This is a genomic window from Streptomyces sp. NPDC058697 (assembly GCF_042715345.1).
In the GTDB taxonomy this organism is placed as follows: domain Bacteria; phylum Actinomycetota; class Actinomycetes; order Streptomycetales; family Streptomycetaceae; genus Streptomyces; species Streptomyces liliifuscus.
In genome coordinates this window covers 832,540-845,696 of sequence record NZ_JBHXSU010000001.1, presented here as the reverse complement: position 1 = coordinate 845,696, position 13,157 = coordinate 832,540, and the positions used below count along the sequence as shown (strand labels likewise).

Annotated in this window: 12 protein-coding genes and 1 tRNA gene; 12 read left to right on the top strand and 1 reads right to left on the bottom strand. The window is 69.1% G+C overall.

Annotation, left to right across the window (positions count from 1 at the left end):
• Positions 1 to 32 precede the first annotated feature (32 nt).
• From ACFWXQ_RS03610 to yjfF, 11 genes are all read left to right on the top strand, one after another.
• Positions 33 to 1,367 (top strand): ABC transporter ATP-binding protein, encoded by a 1,335-nt coding sequence (locus ACFWXQ_RS03610; protein WP_383944350.1) that lies wholly within the window; start codon positions 33 to 35, stop codon positions 1,365 to 1,367.
• The gene (locus ACFWXQ_RS03605; RefSeq protein WP_383944353.1) at positions 1,364 to 2,029 is read left to right on the top strand and encodes an ABC transporter permease; all 666 of its coding nucleotides are present in this window, start codon (positions 1,364 to 1,366) and stop codon (positions 2,027 to 2,029) included. The genes ACFWXQ_RS03610 and ACFWXQ_RS03605 overlap by 4 nt, the downstream gene beginning before the upstream one ends.
• Positions 2,026 to 2,715 carry an ABC transporter permease gene (locus tag ACFWXQ_RS03600; RefSeq protein WP_383944356.1) on the top strand — a complete coding sequence of 230 codons (690 nt, stop codon included), beginning with the start codon at positions 2,026 to 2,028 and terminating at the stop codon, positions 2,713 to 2,715. The genes ACFWXQ_RS03605 and ACFWXQ_RS03600 overlap by 4 nt, the downstream gene beginning before the upstream one ends.
• Positions 2,716 to 2,823: 108 nt before the next feature.
• Positions 2,824 to 3,750: an ABC transporter substrate-binding protein gene (locus ACFWXQ_RS03595; RefSeq protein WP_383944404.1), complete on the top strand. Its 927-nt coding sequence runs from the start codon at positions 2,824 to 2,826 to the stop codon at positions 3,748 to 3,750.
• Between the two features lie 520 nt (positions 3,751 to 4,270).
• Positions 4,271 to 5,149, top strand: a complete 879-nt coding sequence (locus ACFWXQ_RS03590) for a MurR/RpiR family transcriptional regulator (RefSeq protein WP_383944359.1) — start codon at positions 4,271 to 4,273, stop codon at positions 5,147 to 5,149.
• A 97-nt stretch (positions 5,150 to 5,246) separates the two neighbouring features.
• Positions 5,247 to 5,320 (top strand) — tRNA-Pro (locus ACFWXQ_RS03585).
• Positions 5,321 to 5,870: 550 nt separating this feature from the next.
• Positions 5,871 to 6,917, top strand: coding sequence for a LacI family DNA-binding transcriptional regulator (locus ACFWXQ_RS03580; protein WP_383944362.1), 1,047 nt, complete (start codon positions 5,871 to 5,873; stop codon positions 6,915 to 6,917).
• 156 nt (positions 6,918 to 7,073) lie between these two features.
• Entirely contained in the window at positions 7,074 to 8,084 is a 1,011-nt protein-coding gene (locus ACFWXQ_RS03575) for an ABC transporter substrate-binding protein (RefSeq protein WP_383944365.1), read from the top strand.
• Positions 8,085 to 8,195: 111 nt separating this feature from the next.
• Positions 8,196 to 9,734 (top strand): sugar ABC transporter ATP-binding protein, encoded by a 1,539-nt coding sequence (locus ACFWXQ_RS03570; protein ID WP_383944368.1) that lies wholly within the window; start codon positions 8,196 to 8,198, stop codon positions 9,732 to 9,734.
• Entirely contained in the window at positions 9,731 to 10,822 is a 1,092-nt protein-coding gene (locus ACFWXQ_RS03565; RefSeq protein ID WP_383944371.1) for an ABC transporter permease, read from the top strand. Before ACFWXQ_RS03570 ends, ACFWXQ_RS03565 begins: the two co-directional genes overlap by 4 nt.
• Positions 10,822 to 11,859: a galactofuranose ABC transporter, permease protein YjfF gene (gene yjfF / locus ACFWXQ_RS03560; RefSeq protein WP_383944373.1), complete on the top strand. Its 1,038-nt coding sequence runs from the start codon at positions 10,822 to 10,824 to the stop codon at positions 11,857 to 11,859. Before ACFWXQ_RS03565 ends, yjfF begins: the two co-directional genes overlap by 1 nt.
• 108 nt (positions 11,860 to 11,967) lie before the next feature.
• Here yjfF and ACFWXQ_RS03555 read toward each other — a convergent pair whose 3' ends face one another.
• Complete coding sequence (locus tag ACFWXQ_RS03555) at positions 11,968 to 12,552, bottom strand: TetR/AcrR family transcriptional regulator (RefSeq protein WP_383944376.1); 585 nt, start codon at positions 12,550 to 12,552, stop codon at positions 11,968 to 11,970.
• Positions 12,553 to 12,655: 103 nt separating this feature from the next.
• Here ACFWXQ_RS03555 and ACFWXQ_RS03550 point away from each other — a divergent pair, with 103 nt between their 5' ends.
• Positions 12,656 to 13,108 (top strand): VOC family protein, encoded by a 453-nt coding sequence (locus ACFWXQ_RS03550; protein ID WP_383944379.1) that lies wholly within the window; start codon positions 12,656 to 12,658, stop codon positions 13,106 to 13,108.
• Positions 13,109 to 13,157 lie beyond the last annotated feature (49 nt).

The following is a 13,157-nucleotide window of genomic DNA, read 5'->3' as shown; positions in this document are numbered from 1 at the left end:
CATGACCATATGCAGTCGGGTAAGGGGCAGCTTTGATCAGATTCGACGCGGTGAGCAAAAACTATCCCAACGGCACGACAGCCGTGGACGAGCTGTCGCTGGAGTTGGCGGAGGGCGGCATCACGGTCCTGGTCGGCCCTTCCGGCTGCGGCAAGACCACGACGTTGCGCATGGTCAACCGCATGGTGGAGCCGACGGCCGGCACGGTGAGCCTGCGCGGCCAGGACATCCGGGAGATCGCCGCCCCGGAGCTGCGCCGGGGCATCGGATACGTGATCCAGCACGCGGGGCTGTTCCCGCACCGCACGGTGCTGGACAACATAGCGACCGTGCCGCTGCTGCTCGGCTGGGGCAAGAAGAAGGCACGCTCGCGGGCGGCGGAGCTGCTGGAGCTAGTCGGGCTGCCGGCCGCCATGGCCAAGCGCTATCCGTACCAGCTCTCCGGCGGACAGCAGCAGCGCGTCGGGGTGGCCAGGGCGCTGGGCGCGGACCCGCCGGTGCTGCTGATGGACGAGCCGTTCAGCGCGGTCGACCCCATCGTCCGGGGGGAGCTGCAGGCGGAGTTCATCCGGCTGCAGAAGGAACTGAACAAGACGATCGTCTTCGTCACCCATGACATCGACGAGGCGATCAAGCTCGGCGACCACATCGCGGTGCTCCGCACCGGGGGCAAGCTCGCGCAGTTCGACACCCCGGAGCGGCTGCTCGCGCATCCCGCCGACGACTTCGTGGCCGATTTCGTCGGTCAGGACCGTGGCATCCGCCGCCTGTCCTTCGTCAAGGCGGCCGATCTGCCGCTGCGGGAGGGGCTGGTCCTGCCGGCCGACTCCCCGGTGGCCCGGGCCCGGGCGGCGGACGAACCCTGGGTGCTCGTCGTCGACGGGGACCGGCGGCCGCTCGGCTGGGCCGCGGTCGCCGAACTGCCGACCGGCGGCACGCTCGCGGACGCCACGCTGACCCCGCTCGGCCACACGTTCAGCCTGGCCGGCGACTCGGCCCGGGCCGCCCTCGACGCGGCCCTGCTGTCCCCGTCCCGGCTCGCGGTGGGCGTGGACCCCCAGGGCGCGGTCGTCGGGGTCGCGGACGCGTACGAGCTGTCCGCGGCGATGACCGGGGACGGGGCGGGCGTCGACGCGGCAGCCGAGGAGAAGACGGCCGGCGACGCTGCGGCCGCACCTGAGAAGGACCGAGCGGCGACGACCGAAGCCGAGAGCGGCGAGGCGGTGGCGACCGACGCGGGGACGGCCGACGCTGCGGGGGCCGAGGGCTCGGTGTCCAAGGTGCCGGTAGCCAAGGACGAAACGGACGGCGGCAGCGGCGGCGACGCCGACGGAGCGGGCTCGGGCTCGGGCGGTGACGGGCGATGAGAGACGGCGAACCCCTCATACGCTGGGACTGGATCGGCGACCACATCGGTGAGCTGGCCGACTACACCGGCGTCCATCTGCGGCTCGGACTCCTGCCGGTGCTGTTCGGACTGCTCATCTCCATACCCCTCGGCATCCTCTGCCACCGCTGGCGGTGGATCTACCCGCCGACCCTGACCGCGGCCAACGTGCTGTACTCGATCCCGTCGCTGGCCCTGTTCATGATCTTCGTGCGCTACACAGGGCTGACCGAACGCACGGTGATGATCCCGCTGACGCTCTACACGCTGTCGGTGCTCATACCCAACGTCGTGGACGGACTGGCCTCGGTCCCCGAACCGGTACGGCAGGCGGCCACCGCCATGGGATTCAGCACGGTACGCCGTGTCGTCCAGGTCGAGCTGCCGATCGCCGTACCCGTCGTCGTGGCCGGCGTCCGGGTCGCCGCCGTGTCGTCCATCAGCCTCGTCGCCGTGGGGCAGCTGATCGGACAGGGCGGCCTCGGCTACTACATCACCCGTGGTCTCCAGCTCGACTTCCCGACGCCGATCATCACCGCGACCGTACTGATCATGCTGCTGGCCCTCGTCACCGACGCGCTGCTCGTGCTGGCACAGCGGCTGCTCACACCATGGGCGCGTGGGAAGGGGGCGACGGCGTGAACGACTTCCTGAACCAGATCGAGCTGGTGGGCGACTGGCTGACGTCGTCCCAGCAGTGGAGCGGGGACGACGGCATCCCGAACCGGCTCGCGGAGCATCTGACGTACAGCGGCATATCGCTGGTGTTCGCCACCCTGATCGGGCTGACGTTCGGACTGCTGGTCGGGCACACCGGCCGGGGCGCGTTCGCCGTCGCGAGCGTGGCGAACCTCGCGCGGGCCATCCCCACCTTCGGCCTGGTCGTCCTCGTCGTCACGGTCGCCGGGCTGAGCACCACACCGGTGCTGGTCGCCCTGGTCGCGCTGGCGGTCCCGCCGATCCTCATCAACACCTTCGAGGGCGTACGAGGCGTGGATCCCGACACCAGGGACGCGGCGCGCGGGATGGGCATGACCGGCTGGGAGGTCCTGCTGAAGGTCGAGGTGCCGATGGCGCTGCCGCTGATCCTGCTCGGGCTGCGGGTCGCCGCGATCCAGGTCGTGGCCACGGCGACCGTCGCCGCGTACCCCGGTCTCGGCGGTCTGGGGCGCTTCATCGTCGACGGACTCGCCCGCAACAACTACGAACTGGTCATCGGCGGCTCCGCCGTCGTCGTCATGCTGGCGCTCGTCGTCCAGGCCGTCTTCACCGCGCTGCGGCGCCTCGTCGTCTCGCCGGGGCTGCAGCCCTCGGCGACCAAGTCCTGATGTCCCGAGTTCCTGATTTCCCGAGTTCCTGAATTCTCGAGCTCCCACGCTCCTGAAGGCCCCGAGAGCTCCTGAGGGCTCCCAAGAAAGGAAACACCCATGAAAGCCATCGTCCGCGCCACCGCGTTCGGCCTCATCACCACGTTCGCCCTGACCGCCTGCGGAGGGGGCGGCGACAGCGACGACAACCCGCTGTCGGGCAGCAGCGAGGACAGCGGAGGCGGCAAATCCATCGTCGTCGGCTCGGCGAACTTCCCCGAGAACCAGCTCCTCGCCGAGATATACGCCCAGGCCCTGGAGGACAAGGGCCTGAAAGTGACCCGCAAGTTCGACATCGGAGCCCGCGAGGTGTACTACGACCAGGTGGTCAAGGGCGGCATCGGTGTCTTCCCCGAGTACAACGGCGCGCTGCTGTCCGTCGCGGTCGACAAGAAGAGCACCGCCACCAGCACCGAGGAGATCAACGCGGAGCTGAAGGCGAAGCTCCCGTCGTCCGTGGAGATACTCGACTCCGCCGCGGCCGAGGACAAGGACTCGGTCACGGTCACCGCCGAGACCGCGGCCAAGCACAACCTCAAGACCCTGGCCGACCTGAAGCCGGTCGCGAAGGACATGACCATCGGCGCCGGCTCGGAGTTCAAGACCCGCACCCAGGGCGGTGTCGGTCTGAAGACGGTCTACGGCGTCGAGTTCGGGAAGTTCCAGCCGCTGGACGCGGGTGCCCAGAGCACCCTGCTGAAGCTGCTGAAGGACGACAAGGTGCAGGCCGCCAACCTCTACACGACCGACCCCGCGATCGTCGAGGACAAGCTGGTCGTCCTGGAGGACCCGAAGAACCTCTTCTCCTCGCAGAACGTCACGCCCCTCGTCTACAAGTCCGCGGTCGACGACAAGGCCAAGGCGGCCCTCAACGCCCTCTCGGCCAAGCTCACCACCGAGGACCTGCTGGAGATGATGAAGAAGCTCGTCAACGACAAGGAGGACGCCTCCGACGTCGCCAAGGAATGGCTGACGAACGCCGGCCTCGCGGGCTGACGCCGACGGCCGCCCGGACCTTCCGCACCGGTTGAGGAGGGTCCGGCCCGCCGGACGAAGAGCCGGCATGCCCGGCGAAGGTCCGGCACGCCCGGCACAGTCAGGCAGGGCCGCGCTGACCTGGGCGGGACCGCGCTGACCTGGGCGGGACGGCACTGACTTGGGCAGGCCGGTATTGAGTCGGGCGAGACGGCCAAGGAGTCCGGTAGCCCGGCGGAGTCGGGCAGGGCGGCCGAGGAGGTCCGGTAGGTCCGGCATGGAGTTGGGCAGGACCGCACGGAGTCAGGCAGGACAGCACGGGGTCAGGCAGGACAGCCGAGGAGCCCGATACGGCCGGCACGGAGTCAGGCGGGGCCGCACGGAGTCAGGCAGGACGGCCGGGGAAGTCCGGTAGGTCCGGCATGGAGTTGGGCAGGACCGCACGGGGGTCAGGCAGGACGGCCGAGGAGTCCGATTCGGCCGGCACGGAGTCAGGCAGGGCCGGTGACGAGTCCGTACGCGCGGCAGGGAGGGGACCAAGGTGACCGACACGGACGGGACCGGCGTCGGTACAGGCGCGCCCCAGGGGGCCGTCGCGCCCGCGCGGCTGCACCAGCTGTTCGAGGGGCGCCGGCTGACGCCCACGCAGCGCCGTATCGCCCACTGTCTGGTCCGGCAGACCGCGGCCGCGCCCTTCCTGTCGAGCGTGGAACTGGCCCAACTGGCCGGGGTGAGCCAGCCGTCGGTGACCCGCTTCGCGGTCGCCCTCGGCTTCGACGGCTACCCGGCCCTGCGCAGACACCTGCGGGACGTGGCACCCGCCGGGCCGGCCGTGGACGCGCGGCCGGCCAACCCGTACCAACAGGCGGTACGGGCCGAGATCCACCACCTGCTCCAACTCGCGTCCCTGCTCGCCGATTCGGGGCCCGTGGAACGCGCGGGCCGGCTGCTCGCCGCCTCGCGGCCCCTGCCGGTGCTCGGCCTGCGTGCCTCCGCCGCCCAGGCCCGCGGCTTCGCCTACTTCGCGGCCAAGGTCCACCCGGACGTACGGCTCCTCGACGAGGGAGGCTCACGGCTCGCCGACCGCATCGACATGGCCAGGAACGCCGGCGCGAGCGCCCTCATGTGCTTCGCCCTGCCGCGCCACCCGGCCGAGCTTCACGCCGCACTCGACCACGCCCGCGCGACGGGACTGACCGTGGTGACGATCGCCGACGGCACCTTCGCCCCGGTGGCCGCCCACAGCGACCTGCTCCTCCCGGCCGCCGTCGGCACCGACCTGGTCTTCGACACCGTCAGTGCCCCCATGCTCCTCGGCCAGGTCCTCCTGGAAGCGATGTGCGACGCCCTGCCCGACGCCCAGGCCCGCCTGGAGGAGTTCGACACGAGGGCCGCGGCACGGGGCCTGTTCGTGGACTGACGGACACCGGTCACGCGTACTGTGCCGACCTCGGTCACCAGGCGCGTACGGTAAGGTTCACCTGCGTGTTCACGCGGAACTCCGCGACGAAGCGCAACGGGACGTGGCGCAGCTTGGTAGCGCACTTGACTGGGGGTCAAGGGGTCGCAGGTTCAAATCCTGTCGTCCCGACAGAGCGAAGGGTCTTCGCAGGCGAGAGCCTGTGAGGGCCCTTTTCGCGTACGGGTTCGCGTGCGGGTGTTGGGGCGATGTTCAGCATCGTCGGGGGAGGGGTGCGTGCCTCTGGCTGGAACCGATCATCATCAACGTCCGATATTTCGTTCGTAGTTCGAAGTTTCGGTGCCGAAAATAGAGCCGTGTCCGAAGTGCGTCAAGACCCTTGCCGTGAACCCGCGTTGTGGGCCGCCGGCCCGACACCGCATGCTTCCGCCGCGTTACTCAAACGTGACGTCCTCCTGCTGTCGGCCCCCTTGACCGGCATGAATTGTTAGCGCTCACAATGACCTCCGCAATCACCAGCCGACTTCCAGGGAGGTACGACCATGGCGTTCGCGACGCCCCAACTCGCCTCCGTGGCAACTGTCGTGGAGCTCCCGCCCGGAGAGTTACCCGGCTTGGCGGCGGGCCGGTTGCCGTCGTTGCGGGCCGGGCCCCGCCGCGCGGAGACGTCCACGGGTGTCACAGAAATCTTCCGGTATACGACCGCCAAGGAGGTGCGGCCATGGCACAATCGCAGCTTCGGCCGCCCACCATGGCCGATGTCGCGCGACTGGCGGGCGTGTCCCACCAAACTGTTTCCCGTGTTCTGGGGGATCACCCCAACGTGCGGGACGAGACTCGGGCCAGGGTGCTGCACGCGATCGAGGAAATGGGCTACCGCCGCAACTCCTCCGCACGAGCCCTGGTCACCCGGCGCACTCGGACCCTGGGTGTCGTCGCCTCCGACACGACGCTCTACGGTCCGGCCAGCACGCTCTTCGCACTTGAGGAGGCGGCGCGTGCCGAGGGCTACCTCGTCTCCACGGTCAGCCTGCGCAAGCTGACCGTCGACGCGCTGTCCGAAGCCCTGGACCACCTCAGCGAGGGCGGGGTGGAGGGAGTGGTCGCCATCGCCCCGCAGCGGTCGGCGGTCGAGGCACTCGCCGAACTCCGCCACCCGTTCCCGGTGGTGACCGTGGGCAGCGGACCGGGCGTGGGCATTCCCTGCGTCAACGTGGACCAGTACATGGGCGCGCGGCTGGCCACCGGTCATCTGCTGGCCGCCGGTCACCGTACGGTCTGGCACCTCGCCGGACCCGAGGACTGGCAGGAGGCGGCCGACCGGGCCGCCGGCTGGCGGGCGACCCTCGAAGAGGCCGGTGTCGAGCCGCCGATGTCGCTGCGCGGGGACTGGAGTCCGCTGTCGGGCTACCGGGCGGGCCAGGAACTGGCCGGCTGGGTGGGCAGAGGGCTGACCGCGGTCTTCGTCGCCAACGACCAGATGGCACTGGGGGTGTTGCGGGCCCTTCGGGAAGCGGGCGTGCGAACTCCCCAGGACGTCGCGGTGGTCGGCTTCGACGACATACCGGAGTCGGAGTTCTTCGCCCCACCGCTCACCACCGTCCGGCAGGACTTCTCGGCGGTGGGCAAACGGAGCATCGCCCTGCTCCTGGACCTGATCGAGGGCCGTGACCCGGCCGGGACACCCCGGTTCGCCATCGAGCCCCAACTCGTGGTCCGCGCAAGCACTTTCCCGTACACCGCGGACCCGGGCGCGGCCCCCACCTGACACCGCGCACAGCACCCGACGGCCGGTTTTCACCGCATCAGCATGGCCGATATGTCGAACAATGATCGACAGGCTGGACGAGGGCAGCCTGTCCCGGCGAGTAGCACGGCGTACCAGCAGGTCCCCCAGGGACCGGCTCTTCAAAGGAGAAGACACATGCTCAACAGAAGGAACTTCCTCACCGCGGCGGTCGGCGTGGCGGCGGCGGGCGGCCTGGCGGCCTGTGCCAAGGAGGACGAGGGCGGCTCGAGTTCCTCCGCCGGCGGCAGCGGTGGCAAGAAGATCACCCTCGGCTTCGCACAGGTCGGCTCGGAGAGCGGCTGGCGCACCGCCAACACCAAGTCGGTGAAGGAGGCGGCCAAGGAGGCCGGCTACAACCTCAAGTTCTCCGACGCCCAGCAGAAGCAGGAGAACCAGATCTCGGCGATCCGCAGCTACATCGCGCAGAAGGTGAACGTCATAGCCTTCTCGCCGGTGGTCGTCACGGGCTGGGACGCGGTGCTCAAGGAGGCCAAGTCCGCCAAGATCCCGGTCATCCTCACCGACCGTTCCATCGAGACCTCCGACGACTCCCTGTATGTCTCCTTCATCGGCTCCGACTTCACCGACGAAGGCCGGCGCGCGGCCAAGATGCTGGAGAAGGTCCTCGAGAAGGCCGGCCACAAGGGGGCGGTGAAGATCGCACAGCTGGAGGGCACCACCGGTGCCGCCCCCGCGATCGAGCGCGCCAAGGGCTTCAAGGAGATCATGGACGCCGATCACAAGGACGACTGGAAGGTCGTCGTCAGCCAGACCGGCGACTTCACCCGGGCCGGCGGCAAGCAGGTCATGGCGGCCTTCCTGCAGTCCAACCCGGACATCAACGTCCTCTACGCGCACAACGACGACATGGCCCTCGGCGCCATCCAGTCCATCGAGGCGGCCGGCAAGAAGCCCGGCAAGGACATCCTGATCGTCTCGGTCGACGGCGTGAAGGACGGCTTCGTCGCGATGTCCGAGGGCAAGATCAACGGCATCGTCGAGTGCAACCCGCTGCTCGGCCCCCAGCTCATGGACCTCGTGAAGCAGGTCAACGACGGTGAGACGGTCGAGCGCCGGATCAAGACCGAGGAGGGCGACTTCCTGCAGGAGCAGGCCAAGGACGCGCTCCCGACCCGCAAGTACTGACCGTCACATACTGACCGACCGCACCCACCGCCAGGGAGCCTCCGTCCGGCCGAAGACCTCGGCTCAGGGGGCTCCCTGCGGGCCTGAACGAAATCCATGAGGAGCGCTGCCATGGCAGAGCCGCTGCCCGTCCTGGAGATGACGGGCATAGTCAAAGAGTTTCCGGGGGTACGGGCTCTGTCGGGTGTCGACTTCCGGCTCTTCCCCGGCGAGATCCACGCCCTGCTCGGCGAGAACGGCGCCGGCAAGTCCACCCTCATCAAGGTGCTGACCGGGGTCCACTCCCTGGACGGCGGCACCATCACCCTCAGCGGCACGAACGTACGGTTCGCCAGCCCGTCGCAGGCGCAGCAGGCCGGCGTCAGCACGGTCTACCAGGAGGTCAACCTCTGCCCCAACCTGTCGGTGGCGGAGAACATCTTCATCGGACGCGAACCCACCCGCTTCGGCCGCATCCAGTGGAAGCGGCTGCGCCGTGAGGCCGCCGAGCTGGTCGACCGGCTCGGCCTCGACATCGACGTCACCGCGCCCCTGTCCTCGTACCCGCTGGCCGTGCAGCAACTGGTCGCGATCGTACGGTCGGTGGGCACCGGGGACGCCGACGGTCAGGGAGCGGGCACCAAGGTGCTCATCCTCGACGAGCCGACCTCCAGCCTCGACCGCGACGAGGTCCTCGAACTCTTCGCCCTGATGCGGCGGTTGAAGGACGAGGGCGTCGCGATCCTCTTCGTGTCGCACTTCCTCGACCAGATCTACGAGGTCTGCGACCGGATGACCGTCCTGCGCAACGGCGCCCTGGTCGGCGAGCACATGGTCCGCGACCTCGACCAGGTCGGCCTCGTCCAGCTGATGATCGGCAAGGCCCTCGACCAGCTGGAGGAGCTGCACGACCAGCAACTCCACTCCGACGTGGGCGAACCGCTGCTCCAGGCGGACGGCCTCGGCCGCGTCGGCGGCATCGCCCCCTTCGACCTGGAGATCAAGAAGGGCGAGGTCATCGGACTCGCCGGTCTCCTCGGATCGGGCCGCACCGAACTCGCCCGGCTGCTCTTCGGCGCCGACCACCCCGACAGCGGCAGGCTGACCATCGGCGGCAAGCAGGTCTCGATGAGCGCCCCGAACGACGCGATCGCCGCGGGCGTCGCGTTCTGCTCGGAGAACCGCAAGACCGAGGGCCTCGTACCGGACCTGACGGTGCGGGAGAACATCATCCTCGCCCTGCAGGCCACCCGCGGTTGGACCCGGCCCATCCCGGTCGCCCAGCGCGACGAACTCGTCGCCAAGTACATCAAGGCCCTGGACATCCGGCCTGCCAACCCCGAGGCCAGGGTGGGCCAGCTCAGCGGCGGCAACCAGCAGAAGGTGCTGCTCGCCCGCTGGCTGATCACCCAGCCCAAACTGCTGATCCTGGACGAGCCGACGCGCGGCATCGACATCGGCGCCAAGGCCGAGATCCAGAAACTCGTGGTCTCGCTCTCCGAGGAGGGCATGGCCGTGCTGTACATCGCGGCCGAGCTGGAGGAGGTCCTGCGGCTCAGCCACACCATCGGAGTGCTGCGCGACCGCAAGCTGGTGGCGCAGCTCGCCAACGGGCCCGAGATCACCACCACCCGGATCCTGGAGACCATCGCGAGCGGAGAGCACCAGTGACCACCACTCCCCGATGGCGAGCGCTGACGCACCATCACCTGTTCTGGCCGGTCGCCGTGCTGGTCATCCTGCTGCTCGTCAACGTTCCCTTCACACCAGACTTCTTCGCCGTCAAGATGACGGACGGGCACCTCTACGGCAGCCTCGTCTCGATCGTCCTGTTCGGCTCGCCCCTCATCCTGGTCGCGGTCGGCATGACCCTGGTCATCGCCACCGGAGGCATCGACCTCTCCGTCGGCGCCGTGGTCGCCATCACCGGCGCCCTGACCTGTTCGTACATCAGCGACCAGGCCGACCAGAGTGCCCTGTCCGGGGTGTTCCTGGCCCTGGGAATCGGACTGGGGGCCGCCATCGTCTGCGGCCTCTGGAACGGCTTCCTGGTCGCCCGGATGGGCATCCAGCCGATCATCGCCACGCTGATCATCATGGTCGCCGGCCGCGGTGTCGCCCAGCTCATCACCGACGGGCAGATCATCACCGTCAACAGCGAGCCGTACAAGCTGATCGGCGGCGGCTACTGGCTGACGCTGCCCTTCTCCATCTTCATCGTGGCCGCCGTCGTGGCCGTCACCGTGGCACTCACCCGCCGCACGGCCCTCGGCCTGCTCGTCGAGTCCGTCGGCGGCAACGCCGAGGCCAGCCGCCTGGTCGGCATCAGGTCCATGCGGATCAAGATCATGGTGTACGTGTTCTGCGCGCTGTGCGCCGGTATCGCGGGCCTGATGATCAGCTCCAACACCTCGGCCGCGGACGGCAACAACGCCGGTCTGTGGATCGAGCTCGACGCGATCCTGGCGGTCGTCATCGGCGGTACGTCACTGCTCGGCGGCCGGTTCTCCATCGGCGGCACGGTCGTCGGCGCCCTCGTCATCCAGACCCTGACCACCACGATCTACACCATCGGCGTGCCGACCCAGACCAACCTGGTCTTCAAGGCCGCCGTCGTCATCATCGTCTGCCTGATGCAGTCGCCGAAGTTCCGCGCCAAGGTGTTCGGCGCGAAGGGCGGCGGCAAGAAGGCCGCGCCACCGGCACCGGCGGAGACCGCCCCGGCGGCCGAGGCCTCTCCCAAGATGGAGGTGTCGTGATGAGCACGACCACCCAGCGGCCGACCGCGGCGGACAGCCGCACGGCAGGCAAGGCGTCACGCGTACTCGGCGACCGGCGGCTGCCCGTCCTGGTGACGGCGGTTCTCTTCCTCGTGATGTACGGCATCGGCCTGAGCCGGTACCAGAACTACGGCTTCGCCGAAGCACAGGTATTCCTGAACCTGTTCATCGACAACAGCTATCTGCTGGTCGCGGCCGTCGGTGCCACCTTCGTCATCCTGTCCGGCGGCATCGACCTCTCCGTCGGCTCGGTCATCGGCTTCACGACCATGTTCACGGCATGGCTGGTGGAACGTCAGGGACTGCCGATCGTGGTGGTGATACCCATGGCACTCGCCGTGGGTGCCTTCGGCGGCTTCCTGATGGGCTATGTGATCCAGAACTTCGAGATCCAGCCCTTCATCGTGACCCTCGCCGGCCTCTTCCTCTTCCGGGGCCTGTGCCTGGTCATCAGCAAGGAGTCCATCTCCATCGGCGACTCCTCCGTGAGCAGCATGGCCCAGACCCAGGTGTCACTGGGCGGGGCATTCCTCTCCATCGGGGCCATCGTTGCGCTGGTGGTGCTGGCCGCGGCGTTCTACGTCCTGCACTACACGCGCTTCGGACGCCGGGTGTACGCCATCGGCGGCAACGAGCAGTCGGCCCTGCTGATGGGGCTTCCGCAGGGCGGCACCAAGATCGCCGTCTACACGGTGAGCGGCTTCTGCTCGGCGCTCGCGGGTCTCCTCTTCACTCTCTACATCCAGTCCGGCGACCCGCTGCACGCCACCGGCATGGAGCTCGACGCCATCGCCGCGGTCGTCATCGGCGGCACGCTCCTCACGGGCGGCTCCGGCTATGTGATCGGCACCCTCTTCGGCGTCCTCGTCCTCGGCCTCATCAAGAGCCTCATCCAGTTCGAGGGCACGCTGAGTTCATGGTGGACGAAGATCGCGACGGGCGTACTCCTGTGCGCGTTCATCCTGATCCAGCGGGCGATGACGAGCCGCAAGAAAGCGGTGGCGGGGGGAACCTGACGGCTCTCTCCCGTCCGCGGCGCGGCGAGGGGTCACCTCAGGGGAGGTGGCCCCTCGCCGTCTGCCGTCGCCAACAGGGCCGCGGGCAGGGTGAGTTCGGTCGGGGCCTCAGGCCCGCAGCCCGTTCAGCAGCCGGTCCAGGGCCTGTTCGGTCCGGGCCTGCGCCTCCGGGTCCGCCACTCGGGCCAGCCACAGCGCGGCCTCGTTCATCGCTCCCGACAGCAGACGGGCCAGCGGCTCCACCGGCTGCTCGGCGATGATCCCGGCCTCCACCAGGGCCTCCAGCGCCTCGCCCAGATGCCGGGCGGAGGACTCCTCGTCCATGGCCCGCCACTCGTCCCAGCCGAGCGCGGTCGGGGCGTCCACCAGCAGGATCCGGCGCACGGCCGGGTCGGACCCGGCGGCCAGGAAGGCCCGGCAGCCGGCCCTTAGCTGCTCCCACGGGTCGTCGTACCGCTCGGCGGACTCCGCGACCCTCTCGCCGAGTTCGCGCTGCACCTCGGTGACCACGGCCCGGAAGAGCCCCGCCTTGCTCTCGAAGTGGTGGTAGGCCGCGCCCTTCGTGACCCCGGCGGCCCGGGCCACCTCGGCGAGCACCACGTCGTGGTAGCCGTCGGCGGCGAACCGCCGACGCCCCTCGGCCAACAGCGCCCGCCGGGTCGCCGCCCGCTGCTCGGCCCTCGTGACAGCCATCCGCGCTCCACCTCATCGAGTTCGCATACCCAGGGTATGTTAACGTTCTTTTTCACATACCCTGGGTATGCGAAACGGGGTGTGCGAACGGAGGAGAGCTGTCATGAAGGAGAGAGATGCCATGAAGACCCGGCTCAGCGGCTTCTACCCGGTGATCGCCACCCGTGACGTCGCCGCGTCGCGCGACTTCTACGTCCGTCATTTCGGGTTCGAGGCGACCTTCGAGGCCGACTGGTACGTGAGCCTCAGGCACACCGAGGCCCCGCAGTACGAACTCGCGCTGCTCGACCACACCCACCCGACCCTCCCCGAGGGGCATCGCGTCCCCGTCCGGGGCGGGCTCCTGCTCAACTTCGAGGTCGAGGACGTCGACGCCCAGCACCACCGGCTGGTCGAGGAGGCGGGCCTGCCCGTCCTCCTCACGCTGCGCACGGAGGAGTTCGGGCAGCGTCACTTCATCGTCGGGGCACCGGACGGCGTCATGGTCGACGTCATCACCACCGTCCCGGCCACCGGTGAGTACGCGGCCCAGTACGTTTCCGGCCGAGCCGAATAGCCGAGCCGAATAGCCCAGCCGAATAGAGGCGCCCGGGGCCAAGAGCCCC

Bases quoted from the DNA above. Each gene is read 5' to 3' on its own strand.
- ACFWXQ_RS03580 (WP_383944362.1), top strand. From the start codon at position 5,871: ATGGCACAATCGCAGCTTCGGCCGCCCACCATGGCCGATGTCGCGCGA.
- ACFWXQ_RS03575 (WP_383944365.1), top strand. From the start codon at position 7,074: ATGCTCAACAGAAGGAACTTCCTCACCGCGGCGGTCGGCGTGGCGGCG.
- ACFWXQ_RS03570 (WP_383944368.1), top strand. From the start codon at position 8,196: ATGGCAGAGCCGCTGCCCGTCCTGGAGATGACGGGCATAGTCAAAGAG.
- ACFWXQ_RS03605 (WP_383944353.1), top strand. From the start codon at position 1,364: ATGAGAGACGGCGAACCCCTCATACGCTGGGACTGGATCGGCGACCAC.
- ACFWXQ_RS03555 (WP_383944376.1), bottom strand. From the start codon at position 12,552: ATGGCTGTCACGAGGGCCGAGCAGCGGGCGGCGACCCGGCGGGCGCTG.
- ACFWXQ_RS03550 (WP_383944379.1), top strand. From the start codon at position 12,656: ATGAAGGAGAGAGATGCCATGAAGACCCGGCTCAGCGGCTTCTACCCG.
- yjfF (WP_383944373.1), top strand. From the start codon at position 10,822: ATGAGCACGACCACCCAGCGGCCGACCGCGGCGGACAGCCGCACGGCA.